This is a genomic window from Flammeovirgaceae bacterium SG7u.111 (assembly GCA_034044135.1).
Taxonomy (GTDB): Bacteria; Bacteroidota; Bacteroidia; order Cytophagales; family Flammeovirgaceae.
In genome coordinates this window covers 1,939,158-1,958,302 of sequence record CP139021.1, presented here as the reverse complement: position 1 = coordinate 1,958,302, position 19,145 = coordinate 1,939,158, and the positions used below count along the sequence as shown (strand labels likewise).

Sequence of the window (19,145 nt, the reverse complement as noted above, 5' to 3'; positions counted from 1 at the left end):
GGCTTTTATAGGTTATCCAATATTTCCGAAAGCTTTTTGGTCTGCTCAGACCTAGCGTATTGCTGTACCCTCGGATGTTCAATATTATTGACAATTTTGTTGCCCTTCAAAAATTCCTCGTACAATTCTTCAAGTACTGCCAATATTTCTTCTTCCGAGTTAGCCACCTTTCCACATTCCGAAGCCTTTATAATCTCATCAATAGAGCCATCGTCGCCTGGAGTAACCAATATAGTTGTACCGCTGGCAAGGTATTCATAAATTTTACTTGCAACTATTCCTTTAAACCCCTTCCAAGCCACATGAAGCAAGAGGTGGGACCTAAGCTCAATTTCTAGTACTTCTTTTTTTGGAATCCGCTCGGTACACTCGAAGTATTGCTCGTAACCTTCTAGCAGGTTTTCTATTCGTTTTCTTTGAACTGGATTAATTGCCAGGCCTGGAAGTAAAAATTTTACTCTTGACCCTGAGTGCACATCTATAAAACGCTTCAAAGCATTACAAAAAAGTCCTACATCTTGACCCTCGTAAAGAGTTCCAATGTAGGTAATGGTAAAATCTTCAAAAGGCACTCTATTTTCAGCTACTTCAAAATCTTTTGCAACAAAACCATTATAGAGCACCTCATTTCCCACTCCTACCAATTCTGAAATCCCATCTGCCAAAGGCTTGGATACCGAAGTGATTTTACTGGCTGACCCGACCCACTTCTTTTCAAAATATTGTTCATAAGGCTCTAACAGGCTAAAGAGCTTGCTCCTTTCTAACTGATTGATTTCACTTGTCGTCCATGCATCTCGGTAGTCGGCTACCCATTTTACCGCAAACTTTTTCTGAAGTAAATAGCCAAACCGAAACTGAATAAATAGATTTCCAGAAATCACTACTTTTTCAATTTCAGGATTTTCTTTTAGCACCTTTTCAGCCTGTTTATACATATTATGGAAAGGAATTATACTTAAAAAGAGTGGCTGTAAAATAAGCTCTAGCAGTGTAAGCATCCTTCTAAACATAGAAAACTTTCCTTCACCATACTTGGTTAACATTCTATCGCGCATATTGCCCTTATATGGCAAATGATACGACTCAAAACGGTCATTTTTTTCATGCAACACATCTCCTTTAGAAGGTATGGAGCAATCTTTCAATGATTTTAATGGATGATTCCAGCGCCTACTAATCACTATAGGGTAATACCCATTTTTATGAAGCTCGCTTGCCCAAGAACCTGTTCTTTGCGCTGCAGTAAGTGTACATGGAGGGAAAAAATAGGAAATTATTAATACCTTTTTCATATAAAAACTTTATCTGTGTTAAAAGCAGTCTCGTGCCTTTATGAGCCGCCGAATATAAGGCTAACTGAAGAAAGGAAGTACATAAAAAAATGAATCAATGTCTCAGCAAGGTAATTTTCGCATTGGGCAAATCAGTCACTAAATGTGTGATGTATGCAGGGAGTAGGTCTACTTCATGAAAAAACAGGTTTTGCCCTTCCATACTGACAAATGGTTGTAGTACATCTATTGAAGCTAGCCGATCTTCGCTCAAGCCTTTTCCCAAATACTTCCCAAGAGCCTCTTTCCGTGTCCAAACTCGTAAGCATTGCTCAGCTAGGTTTGTATTATTTTTAATGCTTAAAACCTCCAATGGGGTAAAAAACTCCTCATATTCTGTAAAATCAATCGTTCTTATTTCTTCAGTATCCACACCTATTCGGCTTACTTTGCTCCAAGCCATTACCACCAGCTCTCCACTGTGAGAAATATTGAAATCTGGGGCATTTTCAATGTAAGGTCGCCCAAAATCATTTTGCTTTATATGGTTGATCAACTCTTGCCCTAGCCCCTCTTTTACCAAAGAATCCATTAGCATCTTTCTCCCTGCTAAAAAATGGAAGCGGTCTTTTTCAAACAGAAAACTATCATGATACTCTTGGAGTGATGTGGATAAACTTGGATATACTTCTTTGAGCAGTATTGCTTTTTTTTGAGCATCTAAGTACATCCACAAAACTAAAATCTCCTTCATCAGATTTGGTTTTTCTACAGAAAGTAGCAGCTACTTCCCCATCATTTCCCTAAAAACTTCCATGAGTGCTGAGTCAGGTTCTACCCCGTTCTTTTGGGTAAAATAAGAAACAAAAAGGTCTTCAGTATTTTGAGTAATATCGATACTTTCTCCCTTTGCTATCTTGCCCCCTCCTTTTATTTCGGGAATGAGGAAAACAATCCCCTTATGAGCTGAATACAATGCTTTTTTCGCTTCTGCTTCCAAAAAACCATCTGAAACTATAGTCAGCTCTACAAAAGTATCTGGGTTTTCCTTCAGCCAAATTATGGCATCATCGATTACTTCAAATTTCTTACGATGCAACCTCTTTCCAGAAGCAAGCCCTATCGACTTATAACTAGCCTCCTCTCCAGGTTTTGCTTCAATAATAGAAACAAACTTCTGCTGATGAGCCTCGCTAAAGCTATATTCCAACAAGCTTCCACTATATACCACAGGAGCTTTTTCCAAATTTTTGTGCAGGTCACGGAAACGGTGCAAATGCCCCAAAGCGGTGTATTGAATTTGAGAAGGAACATCGTCACTATAAATAACCTGCGCCCCGCCAATGTGTAAAATCTGCTTTTCGTCTTCAGGTTCTTTTTCCAGTTCTGCCCCTTTTTTTGCCATAAACAAATGCGCCACTAGCAAATTCACACCTTTCTCATCACAGTAAGTTTCTGCCGCAGTTTCCCATTGTTTTTTTATTGTTTGGCGCAAAGCCTCTTCATGGTCTGCATCTTCAAAATATTGTTTCATCCTCGCCTCGTTGGCGTAGGGGGTAAGGATTAGCCTCAGCAAAGGAAGTGTTTCATTAATACGAAGTTCGATAAAACCTGGAGCAGATTTAGTTACCTCAAGCCCAGTTTCCAATTTGAAGGGATGCGGTTCCGAATCGGGATAGCCAGCCAAGATAATCCCACACTCACGAGCCAAAGGATCTGGAGCCTCTATCCTATCGGCAGAATCGTGATTGCCTGCAATTGCCACCACAGGTCTCCTCCCATCTTTTGAAAGCTTTTTCACTGTTTTATAAAAAAGCTCAACCGATTCCGTTGCTGGGTTGAACGTATCGTAAAGATCGCCCGCTATCAACACCACATCTACTGCTTCACTATCGGCAATCTGACAAATTTCTTCTAACACTTCCACTTGCTCATCGTGCCTCGAAAAATCATTGAGCTTTTTCCCCAAATGCCAATCTGCCGTGTGTAATACTTTCATACTATTTCTTGCTTATTTTCAAGTATAGTGAAATGTTCTCAAAAAGAAAGGCATGACCGAAAATTTCGGTCATGCCTTAATACTTTCATTTCTTTCTCTAAATAAACTACGGAGTCAACCCAAGCTTTTCATTTAGCTCGTCCGCTACCGACTGAGGAAGCTCACATTCTATTCTTACGTCAGCCAAGCCATCATTAATATAGTCCAAGGCTTCGGCACCAGCTTTCGATAAATCGATAATCCTTCCCGTCACAAAAGGTCCTCTATCGTTGATTTTTACCGTAATAGATTTCCCATTTTTAAGATTGGTCACTTTTACTTCCGTTCCAAAAGGTAAATCTTTGTGTGCAGCAGTAAGCAAATCTTGTTTGAAAATCTCCCCACTTGCCGTTGATCTTCCCTCAAATTTATCGGCATAATACGAGGCTATTCCGCTTTGAACAAAATTGCCCGTTGGCTCTTCAATCTCCGTTTCTTCTTCTGGTGAAATTTCATCTAAAATTTCGCAGCTCTGAATGGCTACTAATAGCATTATGGATAAAATCCCGCGCACAAATGCCCTATTAAAAAGAGTAATAGTTGAAGTCATAAAATTTAGTTTAATTGTTATTGAATTAGTTTATTTGTTGTCTTAACTCGTGTTTCGCTTTGTCAACAAGCGAATTTATTTTACTCATATTTTGGTGTACCAAAGCAGCATTTCTTCCTTCTATTATGATCGCTTTTCCTTCTTCCATCTCATCTAGCAAACGTAATGCCTTTAGGCGAATCAGCCCAGGCTTCAATTTATGATTTGCTCTCGACACAGCTTTTAAATCTTTGTTATTCAAGGCTTTTTGGTAGTTTTCACGAAACTCCTCCAACTGATCAATTGTTTTTTGAACTAGTTTCTTAAAAAACTCATTATCTCCATCTGCTACAGCTAAATATTCTCCAAAGCTCAACAAATCGGTAGCTTCTTCTACTTCTTCATTTACCATCTCAGATTCTTCATTCCCCTGCTGACTTTCTTTATCGAGAGAGGCAACCGTTCTCCTTACGAATTTGGCGATCTTAGAATATAGCTCTGCATTTTCGATGGGTTTTGTAACAAAATCATCCATTCCTGCTTCAAAAACCCTCTCTCGCTCTTCGGTCATGGCAGAAGCCGTCAGCGCTAAAATCGGAAGGCTAGCAAACCTTGAATTGTCTATCTTCCTAATGATTTTTGTCGCTTCAATTCCGTCCATTACTGGCATCTGCAAATCCATTAAGACAATATCATAATCAGTAGATTTCACTTTATCAATTGCCTCTTGCCCATTTTCCACATACTCTACCTCAGCCTTCCATTTTTCCAAGATCTTGGTCGCAATATCACTGTTTATGGTATTATCATCTACCAGAAGAATCTTCACGCCTTTCAAGCTATTAAGCTTAGGGCTAAACTGCTTGAAACTACTTGAAGATTTCTCTGTTTTTTTACTCACTTGAAATTGAAGCGTAAAATAAAACCTAGACCCTTTCCCTTCTTCACTTTCCACTCGGATTTTGCTCTGCTGCATTTCTAGCAACCTCTTGGTGATAGTAAGACCGAGACCCGTACCGCCAAACTTTCGGGTAGTATCTGAACTAGCTTGGCTAAAGCTCTCAAATATATCTTCGAGCCGATGAGTTGGAATTCCAATGCCTGTATCTGTCACTGAAAAGTCGATAGAAACCATGCTGCCTTTTTGTTTGTTCAGCATCACATCAACCTTAACCACGCCGTCTTTTGTAAACTTTATCGCATTACTTATCAGATTACTCAATACTTGCGAAAGACGCACAGGGTCGCCCACAAGCATATCTGGCACATCAGAATCCTTCATAAACTTAAGCGTAACCCCCTTGTCTACCGCTTGGAAGGCAAATGATTGCTTAGCATGTTCTATTAAATCTTTTAAGCTAAAATCTAGGTCTTCAAAGGTGATCTTCCCAGCTTCTATTTTGCTAAAATCTAGAATATCGTTGATAAGCACCAAAAGATTTTTTGCCGAATAGCGAAGGGTTTGGATATGTTCCAACTGATCTGGACGAGGGTTTTCTTCCATCAGCATTAGGCTCACTCCATTTATAGCCGTCATCTGCGTCCTGATTTCGTGACTCATGGTAGAGAGAAATTCAGCCTTGGCATCGGTATTTTTCTCAGCTTTTTCCTTTGCTTCTATCAATTGCTTTACCATCTCTTCCAGCTCCTTCAGCTTCTCATCCTTATCGAATAACTGCTCATTGGTATTGAAAGCTGATTTACCAACATTTCTTTTGAGCTCATTTCTTTCTGCCCAATCAGCCTTTTCTTTTTGATAAATCACAAAGGAAACGATAAGAAAAACACCACTGATAGCCGCATTGGTCATTATGTAGGAAATAGCCTCTTCTGGAGCATACTTTCCCCAATTGACAATGAGAATAGAATACCCAATATTCCACACAAAATACATCACCGATGACTCTACATACCTCCAGTAAAACCCGACAAGTAACATCAAAAGGGAGATTTGGTAAAGTTCTTTTCCATAACCAAAATGCATTTGGATATATGTAAGAATGCAGGTATGCATAAAAATAACTGCTGCAAATATATATACAAGGTATTTGAGGGTGGAAAATTTGAACCTTTCGGAATACGTAGAAAGAAAATAAAACATGGTTAGGATTACCGAAAGGGCAATAAGGACAACAAGTTGGTAAAAGTGCTTGATATCTGCGATGCTGTCATTTTTAAGGACTACATACACATTGTAAATGATTCCTGGAAAAAAGCAGAGCATAGAAATGAGAAGGGAAAATAGGCGCAAGCGCTTGAGGTTGGCAAAATGGATGCTGCCTCTCAAATTCATTAAATCCTCTTCTTTTATAGTTAATCCAGACAAAAAGTCTTTACTGTATGATGTCATATATGCAAATTCAAATCAAGAGCAACTACTATAGCTCACAACAGAACTACTAATGATAACGTCAAGCAAGCATTTATAGGGTTTTGAAGTCAAATTATTTCACAAGAAAAAAGCCCACAGAAATCTGTGGGCTTCGAAAATGAAAGCTGTTGTTTTGTTAGTTTTCCAATATCTTTATTTCAACTCTTCTATTTTGGGCTCTGGCCTCTAGGGAATTATCTCTTATAACAGGGTTGCTACTACCAAAAGCTTTTGTTTTTACTCTATTTCTATTTATTCCTTTGCCAACCAAATAATCTTTTATTGATTCAACCCTATCTTTTGAAAGTTTCATATTGAACGATTCAGAACCACCTAAGCTAGTATGACCTTCGAGCTGGATAGCGATTTCCGAATTATCTGAAAGCGTTTTTACTATCATATCTAACATTGGGTAAGAATCTTCGGTAATTTCGGCCTTGTTGTGCTCAAAGTTGATATTCTCCAACTCCAATGCTAAGCCCCTGTGGATTGGAGTAAGCTGGAAATTTTTGCTGAACTCATCTAAGTTTCCTACTTGTGATGCATCAAATATTACCTGAACTGGGAAGTAACCTTCTGCATAAACTTCGATGGCGTATTTCCCTCCGTACAAGAGTGGCAAAGCATATTCGCCTGTCTCTACTTTATTGTTGAAGAAACCAATATTTGTATAATAAGGAAGCTTTTTAAAAGATAGCTTTGCTTTTATGGGCTCAGAAGTTTCAAGGTTTAGTACTTGCCCCACCAAATGAAATATTTTGGAATCTTTTGTAGGTTCTCCACTTCCTCCCGCTATTGCTGTAAATGCTGAAATGAGGAGTGCGATAAAAAGCGTTATTATTCTTGGTGTCATCTGCCTATAAAGTTTGAGTTGAAATCTTAGTTAGTTACCAAAACAGTCAATAACAGCTGGCTGTCTTTCAAATTGTTATGTTAGTAAATCAATTGAAAAACGGCCACCTATGCTATTTCGTGCAGGTAGGTTAAAGCAGAGTTGATTTGTAGATGTAACTTTCTTTACATCTGTTTACAATTTCTTTACCGCAATAAAAAAAGCTTTAACAGACATAGAATTGGTTGTAGGGAAAACAAAGGACAGATAAGCTTTTGAAGTAGTTAAAACACTTATCGGAGTAATTTGAAAGCTGCTCACATTAGGTTTTAAAAGCATCTTAATCAAATATTTAGAGGCAAATAAAAGAAAAAATCAGCCCAGTATGCCTAGGCTACCTGAATATACATATGTATGAAATACCAGTGAATTAAATATTTTCAATATTCCAACAAAACCTTGTCGTTTTGCCCAAACAGTTCTGGGAATTGAGACCGGTTGTGTAGACTCCTCGCCATATAGGGGATATTTTCCTCAAGGTAGTCCCTGAGCTCTTTAAACGAGAGTGCACCTTCATTTTGGTCGGTATTTGCCTCTCCTTTTAGCCCTTTCAAAAAGTAATATGTAAAAAGTGAATGCTTTTTCTCATCGTACCAAGAAGCAACCTGATCGTTTCTTGAAGATGTCATTATATAGGTATTCTCATCAGAAAGCAGCTTGGTTAAGGCTTTTACATACACTGGTGAAGCGCTTTTGATGAGTGCACCGCCATTTTGAGTGTTTCCACTAAAACACGCATCTGCCACAAAAGTGAGCGAACGGTAGGGGATTTTCGATAGATTTTGATAAAGGATATCGAGGGAAAAGCCTTCAAACTCTAGTAAAGAAACATCTTCGCAATCTACCGGCACTAGGTAGCCTTCGTGCGATTCCACATCAGGAGCTCCATGACCAGTATAATATATAAACACATCTGACTCATCGGGCTTGACCAAGTTGTACAACCTAGCCTTGTAATTATTTTTATTTCCGAAAACTCTATAGAAATCTCCCAAGTCGGCATCTTCTATATAAATCACGTTGCCTTCTCTAAAACCAAAGGATTTGATCAAATACTCTTTCATCAACCTGCTATCGTTCAATGCCCAGTCCACATTAGGAATATCTTTCCCCTCATAGTTCTTATTGCCGATTACGATGGCTATCGCATTGTGATTTATCTTTTGAGTAGTTGGGATATCTTTGAACAATTCTTCAGAAAATTCCTCAATCTGATTAAGAACAGGTAAAGGCAAGGTTATTTCAGGCTTTTCCTTCTTATTAGCTGCTAGGACAGTCTGCCCAGGGGCAGAACTAATAGGAACCATATCTACCCTAATATTCCTGCGATAATGATAAATGGAGCCATTGAGGAAATCAGGTATGAGGGGAATTCCAAAGAAAAGCAGGTCTCCAGCCAATGCCCAGCCATTAATTGTCCTTCGGTCTCGAATTACGGCATCTTCATAACCGGCTTTTTTGATGATATAAGTTTGCTCATTTGTATTGTTATGCTCTGTCCGCCCAATTGCCCTACGAATGATCACTTTCCCATTTGTATTCACTCCGCTATCTTTTCCATTTATAAAGACACGGGCATTTTTAGGATCTGACTTGATACGGACTTTCTGGGTAGTACCGCTAAATATGGTAGCACAGGAACAACAAAAAAGTAACACGGCTATTTGGACAAGCCAATTTCTTGTAGTAACAACAGACGGCAGTTTCATTTTGACTTCAATTAGATTCTTCTTGACTCCTTCTGGAACAAAGGAGTAGATAGTATGTAATTGATTGCAGTGCAGAATAAGGTGTGGTCAAGCTATATTACGGTTTACGGCAGGATTGGTTTGGAAAAAGAGATGCAATTCCGAACAAACTCATGGAAAATTTTTACACGTTAGAAAACCAATAAAAAAACCTCTCCAAAAATACATAGCCTACCTCACTACAGTTATGGAAAAAGGATTGTACATATGCTTAAATGCTCCTCATTTTAACTCAAATCGTATTCATTACTATAATTTCCCATAGGTTACCCAATTCACAAAAAATATTTTCTATTTTTCTTAAAAAGAATTTGATTTGGCTTAAACGCAAAAAAATAAAAGGATAAGAGCCTATTATTCAAAAAATATTAAAAACTTTGTTGGATTTTTTAAAGACACAATTTAAATAATGACGGAAAAAGGATATTTAATTGTGAAAATCCAGTTTTATCAGAACCTTAATAATTTTCTTCCGTTACAATAGAGTAAATGTTTACTCGTTCACTGGTTATCTTCTAAAGAAATTTCATTCGTTTTACGGATATATAAAGAATTTTTCAGTTGTAGCTGAAAATTTTGGTTCAATAATGTGAATAATTTAAGTCTAAAACCCTGATTTGCTGAATCAGGGTTTTTTGTTTTTTAACCACCTCTAGAAATGACCTTACTTCATTTCGTTTTTGAGAATGGTAAACTCAATTATAGGCGAGATTTTCTCATATAATATATTATACACCGCTTTGATGATGGGCAGGTTTAAATTGTGCCTTTTTTGAATTTGGTACAAACTCCTCACGGCATAATACCCTTCGGCTATCATTTCCATTTCCAGTTGGGCAAACTTCACCGAATACCCCCGCCCTATCATGTTTCCAAAGGTTCGGTTCCTACTAAATTGCGAGTACGTGGTCACCAGCAAGTCACCCAAATAAGCCGATGCACTAATTTGCCTATCCTTTTTGCTAATGGCTTCCAAGAAAACCTCTATCTCCCTAAGTGCATTTGACACCAACACCGCCTGAAAGTTATCCCCATAATTTAACCCATGTGCTATTCCACAAGCTATGGCAAATACGTTTTTCATGATGGCGGCATATTCTACACCATATATATCGGTATTTATCGAGGTCTTGATGTAGTGGCAATTTAACATCTCAGCAAAATTCTTGGCTAGCTGAAAGTCTTCAGAAGAAATAGTTAGGTATGATTGTTTTTCCATTGCAACCTCTTCGGCATGGCAAGGTCCCGCAATCACCCCTAGCTTGTTGGTAGGTACGCCAAATTCCTTGTGTACATAGTCGGTAATAAGCAAACCTTTTTCAGGAATCATCCCTTTGATAGCTGAGATCACCGCCTTCCCTTCAAAGCTTTTTGCATTAAGAGGTTCAAGCACATCGCCAATAAAGGCTGCGGGAACAGCTAAAATAACAGTTGTTGCATGTTGAATCGCCTCTTCTATATCCAAAAACACTGTTACTTTATCAATATCTATCTCTACAGACGAAAGATAACGAGGGTTTTTCTTTTTCTTAGCTATCTTCTTCGCATCCTTCTTTTTATGCACCCACCAGTTAATGCTAGCCGATTGTTGCGAAAGTATTTTAACGATGGCAGTTGCCCAGCTTCCTGCACCTATTACAGCTACAGCCTTGCCTTTTAGTTCGTTCTTTTTCTTTTCTTTCAAAACTAAAATGTGTTGTTTTTTTTGGGATAAGCACTAATGCTTTTGGTTATTTAAATAAACTCAATTTTGAAACCTTTTCCTCTACTACAAGGCAAGGCTTCTTTATTTATTAATAGTGTCTTTATGTTGATTGATTAATTGTAACCGTGAAGCCATTTTTATTAAGCCTGTTTCAACAATTACCTCCATCCACTAATTTTTTTTCATTAATACAGTAAAATATTGATAACTTTACTTTTTAAATTAAGTGAATGAAGTAATTAAAAGAGAGTTAGAACAATGGATATTCAACCTATCAGCAGTTGGAAAGTAATCAAAAATCTTCCATTTGCCATTGCTGGTCCTTGTAGTGCCGAAACAGAAGAACAACTTTACACTACGTGCAAAGGTATCAAAGAATTAGATATTACCATGCTAAGAGCTGGTATATGGAAACCGAGAACTAGACCTGGTCAATTTGAAGGAGTTGGCGAAGTTGGGCTTCAGTGGTTCCAAAAAATCAAAAAAGAATTAGAAATGCCTGCCTGCGTGGAAGTTGCTACCGCAAAACATGTAGAATTGGCACTTAAATACGACATGGATGTGCTCTGGATTGGTGCCAGAAGTACGGTAAACCCTTTTACAGTCCAAGAAATTGCCGATGCTCTTAGAGGCGTTGACATTCCTGTGATGGTCAAAAACCCGATCAATCCAGATTTGGCTTTGTGGAAAGGTAGCATCGAAAGAATTTACCAAGCTGGCATCACCCAAATCGCAGGTATTCACCGTGGTTTTTCTTCGTTTGAGAAAACGAAATACCGTAATGTCCCTATGTGGCAATTGGCAATTGCGATGAAGAGTGATTTGCCAACTTTGCCAATGATATGTGACCCTAGCCACATTGCTGGAAACAGGGAATTATTATTGCCAGTTTCGCAAAAAGCGATCGACCTTAACTACGATGGCCTGATGATAGAAACTCACTGCAACCCTAGTGTGGCAATGAGCGATGCAAAACAGCAAGTTACTCCTGCTGGTCTTAAAGATATATTGGATGCGATCAAGATCCGCCAAGTATCGTCTGACAACATGGAGTTCAATTCTATCCTACAGACCATGAGAAACCAGATTGACGAGGTAGATAGAGAAATTTTGGAAAACCTTGCCACAAGACAGTCTATGGTAGACAAATTGGGTGAATACAAAAAAGATAACAATGTAACTGTTTTCCAAGCTAACAGATGGTTAGAAGTATTCAAAACCAGAGTTGACTGGGGTAAGCAACTTAACCTTGATGACGAATTCATCGGTAAGTTCTTCAAAGTAGTTCATGATGAAGCTATAAAGCGCCAAAGTTCTATCATGAACAAAGAGAATGTTGAATAGTATAATTTGAACAATGGCTTTTCATTTTGTAAAAGCGAGCTTATAAAATAGTAAATATTCCCCTTGAGGTTTTTAACTTTGAGGGGAATATTTTTTTGACAAATTGAGAAAACCAAACACCTTATATATTAAAAACTAGAAAAATGGCTGGAAGGGAAATTACTAAGAGCGTAAAGATTTTTGACAACTTCAAACAAGAAGATTTTTCATTTTTAAGTGAATACTCATCAGTTGCTGTATTGGTAGATTACAATACACGAGTCAGCTGCTACCCTCTTATAGAGCCATTCCTGCCTTCTCACATTTGTATCGACATCAACCCTGGCGAAGAACATAAGCACCTAGGGACTTGCCAAGAAATTTGGAGTGTGATGACCGATTGCCAGTTCGATCGCAAGGCGGTTGTTTTAAACCTCGGCGGTGGTGTAATTGGCGACATGGGTGGGTTTTGTGCCGCAACTTACAAAAGAGGAATAGACTTTTTACAAATACCCACTACCCTACTTGCCCAAGTAGATGCAAGCGTTGGGGGGAAATTGGGCATCGACTTCAAAGGGTTTAAAAACCACATTGGGGTTTTCCAGCTTCCAAAAGAAGTTTGGGTTCACCCTGGTTTCCTCAAAACCCTCAGCGAACAAGAACTCCGCTCTGGGTTTGCCGAAGTAATCAAACATTGCCTCATAGCCGACGCATCAAAATGGGAAGTAATTTCCCAAAAGAGTTTGAAGGAACAATTGTGGCATGATATCATCGAACATTCTATTCACATAAAAGCAAATGTTGTCAAACAAGATCCTACCGAACAAGGGTTGAGAAAAATCTTAAATTTTGGACACACCATAGGGCATGCTATTGAAACCTATTTCTTGGAAGAAGGCGATGAAAGATTGCTACACGGTGAAGCTATTGCCATAGGTATGATTTGCGAAGCTTACCTTTCTGCCAAAAAAACTGGACTAGAAGTTTCTGAAAGCGAGGGAATTACCAAATACATTTCTTCAATCTTCGGGTTACCTAAGTTTTCTACCAAAGCATTTGCTCCTATAGTAGAAAACATGTACCAAGACAAAAAGAACGTGGGTGGAAAAATCAAATGTGTGATGCTCGAAAAAATTGGTAAAGCAACCTTTGACATTAACATAACACCCACCGAAATAGAAGAGAGCTTGGCTTACTACCTTTCTCTTTAAAAATACCCCGACTTTTGCATACAAGAATGAGTGAAACAGCGTATTTACATAGACTAAGCAATAATTCCAAGCCAAATAATCACAGGTAAAGAGCAATGCCCTTTACTCCAACTTCACATCAAAAACCGTTGCCCTGTATTTTTACGAATGGCTAGACCATCCCAATCAGCAGCAACAAAGTATGCTTGTTTCAAAAAAGCTAGTTCAAACTCAAAACATCAGTATTGTGCATTACAAAAGATTTACTCCATTGCTTAAAATGATGCTTATTATCATAGTTCTCCTTTCACTGAATATGGAAGCTGGCGCAACCATGTTACCCTCAGCGGGAGAGATCAGGCAAGCCAAGGGAAAAGATTCGCTTTCGATGGAATGGTGGAATGGGCTCGATCAAATTTGGCAAAAGGTCTTCTTAAAAGCTCTGAACAAAAACGACAGCGTAATAAGCGAAGGGGATATTGAAGCAATTTACAGCCTAAAAGCCATAAATTGTGCAGGAGCACCTATCAGTAGTCTAGAGCCTTTAAAGAACCTAGACAGCCTACAGTTGTTGAACTTAATCAAAACTCCAGTTACCGACTTGAGCCCGCTTGAAAACATTGGGCAACTCCAAAAAGTAAATTGTACTTTTTCGAAAGTTAGCCCCGAAGAGCTAGATAGGTTCAGAAGCTCAAGAAATGACCTTACCGTTTACCCCGTGCTTTTTCCAGAGTGGTGGCAAGGAGTGGATGACGAGTGGAAAAAAGTGTTCAGGAAAAATGCTAAATTCAAAGGAGAGCCCTCGCTTATGGAGCTCAATAGAATTTATGACCTGAATAGAATCATTTGTACTGGTGGAGGTGTTAATGAGAATAAGATCCTAGATCTAAAGGCATTGACTGAACTAAAAAATGTAAAAATTCTTTACATCACAGGCTCAAATGTAAAGTCCTTAGCTCCTATCGCTGACATCACGGGCTTAAAAATCCTTCATTGCTCCAATACCAAAATCACTTCTATAGAAGAAATCAAAAACCTTACAGAGCTTGAAGATTTAGATATTTCGATGACGTTGGTAGATGACCTTGAGCCTATTCGTAACATGCACCAGCTCACTAAAGTTTCGCTTTACGAAACTAAAATCACGAGCATAGAGGAATTAAGTGAGATGAAAAACCTGAAAGAGTTATATGTATCTGATACAGAAATACCTGATATTTCTGTATTGGCTGATAAGAAGCAAATGACAAAGCTTTATTGCGCCAATACGCAAATAACCTCGCTGGAGTCACTGGCTGAGCTTACAGAAATGAGGGAGTTAAGAATTTTTGGTACGAAGATCAATGACCTTCGCCCAATTGCAAAAATGCGTAAACTAGAGTCATTAAGCATCTCAAACACAGGAATTGCTGACCTTTCTATGATTGCTACTTTTGGCAACCTTTCCGACCTTAATATTTCAGGAACAAAAGTTACAGACATAGCTCCAGTGCAAAGACTCAAAAAGCTTGAAACCATTGACTTATCGGGAACAGAAATAAAAGACCTTAGTCCTCTTTCTGAGCTATTTAGATTGAAGTCAGTTTGGTGCCCTTTTACCCCCGTTTCTTCTCTCAGGTTCGCTGAAAGATTGAGGCAATTAGAGTATGTAGATTGCTCTGAAACCAATGTAAGCGAAGATGAAATAGTTTGGTTCAAAAAGATGAAACCTAATAGTTCAATCAATTAACTAAGGTTCTATATTTTCACAAAAAAGGGTGGGTTTCAATAGAAACCCACCCTTTTTTGTGAAAACCCTCCCAAGTTATTTGGAACGCAGGTATTTTGCTATTCCCTTATTTAACGCTTTCACAAAACCAGGTCCTTCATAAATAAACCCTGTATAAACCTGAATCAAACTAGCCCCTGCTTCTAGTTTTTCTATCGCATCTTCGGGAGTGTGAATCCCCCCTACCCCTATAATTTTCAATTTCTTACCCGATTTTTTGTACAGGTAAGCAATGACTTCTGTTGAGCGCTTCGTCAACGGTTTACCACTTAACCCTCCATTTCCTATCGCTTCCACCTCCTCAGCCGGAGTAGTGAGTTTACTTCGGTCAATAGTAGTGTTAGTAGCTATCACCCCACTAATTTTTGTAGTCTCTGCTATTTCAACAATATCGTCCAGTTGGCTATTGGTCAAATCTGGAGCAATTTTCAACAAGATTGGCTTTGGGTTTTCTCTCTTATTGTTCTCTTCTTGAAGTGTATTGAGCAAGTTGGTGAGCGGTTCTTTATCCTGCAACTCCCTCAAGTTAGGAGTATTGGGAGAGCTTACATTTACAGTAAAATAATCGACAAAATCGAATAGTTTATTGAAGCAGATAATGTAATCATCAACGGCATTTTCGTTAGGGGTCACTTTGTTTTTCCCAATATTCCCTCCTACTATTACCTTTGACTTCCGTTTCTTCAAACGCTCCAATGCTTCTTCCACACCTCCATTATTAAACCCCATCCTGTTGATGAGCCCACTGTCGGCAGGAAGTCTGAATAACCTTGGTTTTGGGTTTCCCCCTTGCCCTTTCGGGGTTACCGTACCAATTTCTATGAAGCCAAACCCTAAATTTGCCAGTTCATCCACTAACTTTGCATCCTTGTCGAAACCAGCGGCAAGCCCAACAGGAGAAGGGAACTTGATTCCGAACACTTCCTTTTCCAAAATAGGGTCACTTGTATTGTACAAGCCTTGGCTGATAGAAGAAGCCAAAGGAAGCTTCATTCCTGTTTTCAAAAATTTTACTATGCGTTCGTGAATAGTTTCAGGATCGACTGTAAACAAAAGGGGTCTGACAAGTTTGTACATCTGATTTTAATGTAAGTGTTTGCTCAAAAAATGGGTGAATTTTCGGCAAAGATAGCACCTAACTAGAGAAAAAGTCTTTAAAACAATGATTTCAATTTCAGAACTAGAAAAAATAAAAATAAGCGATTTCAATTACCAATTACCAGAAAAGCATATTGCAAAGTTCCCCCTCAAAGAGCGGGACAAGGCAAAAATGCTGGTATATAAAGATGGTAACATCAGCCATGAACTTTTCCACGATATCCGTAACCATCTGGGTAAAAATGACACTTTATGCTTCAATAACACCAAAGTACTTCCCGCAAGGCTCTATTTCCAAAAGCCTACAGGTGCTACCATAGAAGTTTTTTTGCTACATCCGGTAGCACCCACTCCTGTAATTCAAGAGGCAATGCTGGTTAAAAACGAAGCAATTTGGGCTTGTAAAATTGGCAACCTAAAACGGTGGAAGGAAGGTAGTTTACAACGTAAGTTGGTTATAGAAGGCAAAGAGATAACCCTCTCCGCTACAGTGGAAGACAGGGATAATTTATTGGTAAAACTCCAGTGGAACGATGCCCAACTCAATTTTGTAGATGTGGTACAAGAGGCTGGAAATATCCCGCTCCCACCCTACCTCAAAAGAGCCTCAGAGCTCAGCGATACCGATGATTACCAAACGGTGTACAGCGAGCGTGAAGGAGCAGTTGCAGCACCTACTGCCGGCTTGCATTTTACTACAGAGTTGCTAGATGAGCTAAAAGTCAATGGCGTGCTAGAAGAAGCCCTAACCCTCCATGTGAGTGCAGGAACGTTTCAGCCCGTTTCGGATGAGCAAGTCAGCAAACACAAAATGCACAAAGAGCAGGTGTTGGTAAGCAAGAAAAACTTGGAAACTATTTTGGAAAAAAGGCAAGTGACCGCAGTAGGTACCACCTCACTTCGAACCTTGGAAAGTATTTACTGGTATGGTGAAAAACTGCTTAGAGAAGGGATGGACAGCGAATTTTTCATTGAAAAACTTGCCCCTTACCAAGAAAAACAGCTTCCCAGTTTGGAAGAAGCCGTTCAAGCAATTCTGAATAAAATGAAAAAAGAAGGAGTAGAAGAAATTTATGGGGAAACGGAAATATTCATCTTCCCTGGCTACGACTTCAAAGTTTGCGATAAGCTTATCACAAACTACCATTTGCCTAAAAGTACCCTAATACTTCTCATTGCTGCATTTGTAGGAGAAGACTGGCGGAAAATTTACAGCGAAGCACTGAACCACAACTACCGCTTTTTGAGCTATGGCGATGCTTCGCTACTTTACAGAAAAGCCTAAACGTTATCAGAGGAAAGGTCGTAGCAAATATTCATCACCTTTTCCAATTCACCATTCATATCGTAAATGGGTGAGTAGTGACCCCTAAGTTGTACTACTTGCCCATTTTTCGATAAACGATTTACCGTTACAGATTTAGTAGCTCCCTCCAATACTTCTTTCCAAAACTGCTTATAATCTTCGGTATTTTTATCACCTTCTAAGGCAAACAACTCATATGTTTCTTTTTGAAGCTCTCGCTCCGAGTAGCCAAATATCTCCTCAAACCGTTCATTACAACTGAGAATTTTCCCTTCTTCTGTACTATATTCTATAGTTGCAAAACTTGAATCTATCGCCTGCATAGTACTCGACATCTGAGCATTGAGCCTCTCAATCTCCTCTTGCCCCTCCGCCATCATCTCCATATTCAAACGCATCGCCTCTTCTTGGTTTTTCATCTCTTCGTTCATCTGCTGCGCCTCCATCAATATTCGAGAAGTCTCATCTTTTGAATTGGCAGAGTTTATGGTCACGGCTATACTTTCTGCCAGCCCCTCAACAAATTCGACCTCATGTGGCTTAAATTGCTTAAACGATGCTATTTCAACTACCCCAGCTACATTATCCCTAAAAACTAAGGGAACAAGTAATATATTTTCTGGAAGGGCACTACCCAATCCCGATACAATATTGGAATAATTGCTAGGTACATTATCAATCAAAATTGTCTTTTTCCCCTTTGCGGCCTCTCCTACCAACCCTTCTCCTACATAATACTTCAGGGAAACACTATCGGGAACATCGTAGGCATAATGGGCATTTAGCACAAGGATTTCAGCTCCTTCTTCATCTTTTTCAAGCACATAAAAACCTCCTTGATATACCCCCATGTAGTTCACCAAATTCAAAATCAGCTGCTCTGAAAGGTCATTGATGTTATTGCTATTGATCAGCACCTCATTCAGATGTGCCCTACCTTTATTTTGCCACCTCAAAATTTCATCTTGGCTTTGTAACCCTTTTAAGTTTTCCCTCATCTCTACCAAAGCCTCACCAAGCATATCGTGCTCGTTCAGTTTATACTCACCATCCAACACTCCCTTAGCTATATCATTTGCCAACTTCGTATTTTCCTCAATATTCAACTGTTCCTCAAGGTATAGAACATATTTAATATTCTGATAAGACTCCTTTTTGAAATAGTTACTAACAAGCACACAAAGGGTAAAATGAATGATAGACAGTCCAATATTGGCTAATTCAACCCCTTGTTCAATGCCTGTACTACCTGTATCTTGAATTATTTCTGGCAACCCCCAGTATTTGTAGCCTAGGTTACTCATCATTCCAAAAATTGAAACAACAGTTCCTGAAAGCATCGAAACCCCTAATACTCTCCAGTTATTGTAAAGAATAAGAACAGTATTGAATACTAAAAAAGTCAACAGCACATTGGGTCCATTTCCCGACTGGAAAATATATTGTAGAGAAAATAAAGCCAATACAATAGCCGTCAAATACTTATGGAAAACAGGGTGCTTTCTCGTAAAAAACTTAGCACCGTAAAATGTTAGTAAAACACTTGCCGAAGACCAAATAGCAAATTCGAAGTTGCCATAAATGGTAGCCAACACCAAACTGATCAACATCCCAAGAGGCATTGTATAATAAAAAATCTTATTGATTTTTCTGGTGTTGATTCTTACACGCTCCTTAAGCTTCTCTGGAGAAGGGGTGTATTCTTCGAAAGTCATAATGCTAAAATTTCAGTTTTCAATCTTAATGACTAAACGCTATTTCCTCCAAATTGGGGTGTAATAAAGTGGAACATTTTCAAAAAAATAAAAACTACACTACCCCACTCTTCAAATACCTCCACAGCTATTAAAAACAGCCTTTTCTATCCTTTCAACATTCTATAAAAAAAGCCCTGCCAACATCG

14 protein-coding genes are annotated in these 19,145 nt (G+C 38.8%); 4 read left to right on the top strand and 10 right to left on the bottom strand.

Annotated features, from left to right (window positions below; all coding sequences use genetic code 11):
• Positions 1-5: 5 nt before the first annotated feature.
• The 8 genes from R9C00_07745 to R9C00_07710 all read right to left on the bottom strand — a co-directional run bounded on the left by R9C00_07745 (position 6) and on the right by R9C00_07710 (position 10,536).
• On the bottom strand, positions 6-1,295 hold the full coding sequence (locus tag R9C00_07745; protein ID WPO37339.1) for a hypothetical protein: 1,290 nt from the start codon (positions 1,293-1,295) through the stop codon (positions 6-8).
• A gap of 94 nt (positions 1,296-1,389) precedes the next feature.
• Positions 1,390-2,028, bottom strand: a complete 639-nt coding sequence (locus R9C00_07740) for a 4'-phosphopantetheinyl transferase superfamily protein (protein ID WPO37338.1) — start codon at positions 2,026-2,028, stop codon at positions 1,390-1,392.
• 30 nt (positions 2,029-2,058) lie between these two features.
• Positions 2,059-3,273 carry an exonuclease subunit SbcD gene (sbcD, locus tag R9C00_07735; GenBank protein WPO37337.1) on the bottom strand — a complete coding sequence of 405 codons (1,215 nt, stop codon included), beginning with the start codon at positions 3,271-3,273 and terminating at the stop codon, positions 2,059-2,061.
• A 106-nt stretch (positions 3,274-3,379) separates the two neighbouring features.
• Positions 3,380-3,862 carry a septal ring lytic transglycosylase RlpA family protein gene (locus tag R9C00_07730; protein WPO37336.1) on the bottom strand — a complete coding sequence of 161 codons (483 nt, stop codon included), beginning with the start codon at positions 3,860-3,862 and terminating at the stop codon, positions 3,380-3,382.
• Between the two features lie 25 nt (positions 3,863-3,887).
• Complete coding sequence (locus tag R9C00_07725) at positions 3,888-6,191, bottom strand: response regulator (GenBank protein ID WPO37335.1); 2,304 nt, start codon at positions 6,189-6,191, stop codon at positions 3,888-3,890.
• Between the two features lie 157 nt (positions 6,192-6,348).
• Positions 6,349-7,065: an OmpA family protein gene (locus R9C00_07720; protein WPO37334.1), complete on the bottom strand. Its 717-nt coding sequence runs from the start codon at positions 7,063-7,065 to the stop codon at positions 6,349-6,351.
• A 419-nt stretch (positions 7,066-7,484) separates the two neighbouring features.
• Positions 7,485-8,813: a caspase family protein gene (locus tag R9C00_07715; protein WPO37333.1), complete on the bottom strand. Its 1,329-nt coding sequence runs from the start codon at positions 8,811-8,813 to the stop codon at positions 7,485-7,487.
• Between the two features lie 703 nt (positions 8,814-9,516).
• On the bottom strand, positions 9,517-10,536 hold the full coding sequence (locus R9C00_07710; GenBank protein WPO37332.1) for an NAD(P)H-dependent glycerol-3-phosphate dehydrogenase: 1,020 nt from the start codon (positions 10,534-10,536) through the stop codon (positions 9,517-9,519).
• Between the two features lie 279 nt (positions 10,537-10,815).
• Between R9C00_07710 and R9C00_07705 the strand changes: the two genes are divergently transcribed.
• The 3 genes from R9C00_07705 to R9C00_07695 all read left to right on the top strand — a co-directional run bounded on the left by R9C00_07705 (position 10,816) and on the right by R9C00_07695 (position 14,799).
• The gene (locus tag R9C00_07705) at positions 10,816-11,901 is read left to right on the top strand and encodes a bifunctional 3-deoxy-7-phosphoheptulonate synthase/chorismate mutase type II (GenBank protein WPO37331.1); all 1,086 of its coding nucleotides are present in this window, start codon (positions 10,816-10,818) and stop codon (positions 11,899-11,901) included.
• Between the two features lie 143 nt (positions 11,902-12,044).
• Positions 12,045-13,091 (top strand): 3-dehydroquinate synthase, encoded by a 1,047-nt coding sequence (gene aroB, locus R9C00_07700; GenBank protein ID WPO37330.1) that lies wholly within the window; start codon positions 12,045-12,047, stop codon positions 13,089-13,091.
• A gap of 226 nt (positions 13,092-13,317) precedes the next feature.
• On the top strand, positions 13,318-14,799 hold the full coding sequence (locus R9C00_07695) for a leucine-rich repeat domain-containing protein (GenBank protein ID WPO37329.1): 1,482 nt from the start codon (positions 13,318-13,320) through the stop codon (positions 14,797-14,799).
• A gap of 75 nt (positions 14,800-14,874) precedes the next feature.
• Here the strand turns inward: R9C00_07695 and R9C00_07690 are convergent, their stop codons facing one another.
• Entirely contained in the window at positions 14,875-15,915 is a 1,041-nt protein-coding gene (locus tag R9C00_07690; protein WPO37328.1) for a quinone-dependent dihydroorotate dehydrogenase, read from the bottom strand.
• Positions 15,916-16,000: 85 nt separating this feature from the next.
• Here R9C00_07690 and R9C00_07685 point away from each other — a divergent pair, with 85 nt between their 5' ends.
• Entirely contained in the window at positions 16,001-17,221 is a 1,221-nt protein-coding gene (locus R9C00_07685; protein WPO37327.1) for an S-adenosylmethionine:tRNA ribosyltransferase-isomerase, read from the top strand.
• On the opposite strand, the gene R9C00_07680 is transcribed toward R9C00_07685, so the two are convergent.
• Positions 17,218-18,957, bottom strand: a complete 1,740-nt coding sequence (locus R9C00_07680; GenBank protein ID WPO37326.1) for a GAF domain-containing protein — start codon at positions 18,955-18,957, stop codon at positions 17,218-17,220. The two genes, R9C00_07685 and R9C00_07680, sit on opposite strands and share 4 nt — an antisense overlap.
• Positions 18,958-19,145: the final 188 nt, after the last annotated feature.

Coding starts and splice junctions, on each gene's coding strand:
- R9C00_07745 (WPO37339.1), bottom strand. CDS start 1,295: ATGAAAAAGGTATTAATAATTTCCTATTTTTTCCCTCCATGTACACTT.
- R9C00_07740 (WPO37338.1), bottom strand. CDS start 2,028: ATGAAGGAGATTTTAGTTTTGTGGATGTACTTAGATGCTCAAAAAAAA.
- sbcD (WPO37337.1), bottom strand. CDS start 3,273: ATGAAAGTATTACACACGGCAGATTGGCATTTGGGGAAAAAGCTCAAT.
- R9C00_07730 (WPO37336.1), bottom strand. CDS start 3,862: ATGACTTCAACTATTACTCTTTTTAATAGGGCATTTGTGCGCGGGATT.
- R9C00_07725 (WPO37335.1), bottom strand. CDS start 6,191: ATGACATCATACAGTAAAGACTTTTTGTCTGGATTAACTATAAAAGAA.
- R9C00_07720 (WPO37334.1), bottom strand. CDS start 7,065: ATGACACCAAGAATAATAACGCTTTTTATCGCACTCCTCATTTCAGCA.
- R9C00_07715 (WPO37333.1), bottom strand. CDS start 8,813: ATGAAACTGCCGTCTGTTGTTACTACAAGAAATTGGCTTGTCCAAATA.
- R9C00_07705 (WPO37331.1), top strand. CDS start 10,816: ATGGATATTCAACCTATCAGCAGTTGGAAAGTAATCAAAAATCTTCCA.
- aroB (WPO37330.1), top strand. CDS start 12,045: ATGGCTGGAAGGGAAATTACTAAGAGCGTAAAGATTTTTGACAACTTC.
- R9C00_07690 (WPO37328.1), bottom strand. CDS start 15,915: ATGTACAAACTTGTCAGACCCCTTTTGTTTACAGTCGATCCTGAAACT.
- R9C00_07685 (WPO37327.1), top strand. CDS start 16,001: ATGATTTCAATTTCAGAACTAGAAAAAATAAAAATAAGCGATTTCAAT.
- R9C00_07680 (WPO37326.1), bottom strand. CDS start 18,957: ATGACTTTCGAAGAATACACCCCTTCTCCAGAGAAGCTTAAGGAGCGT.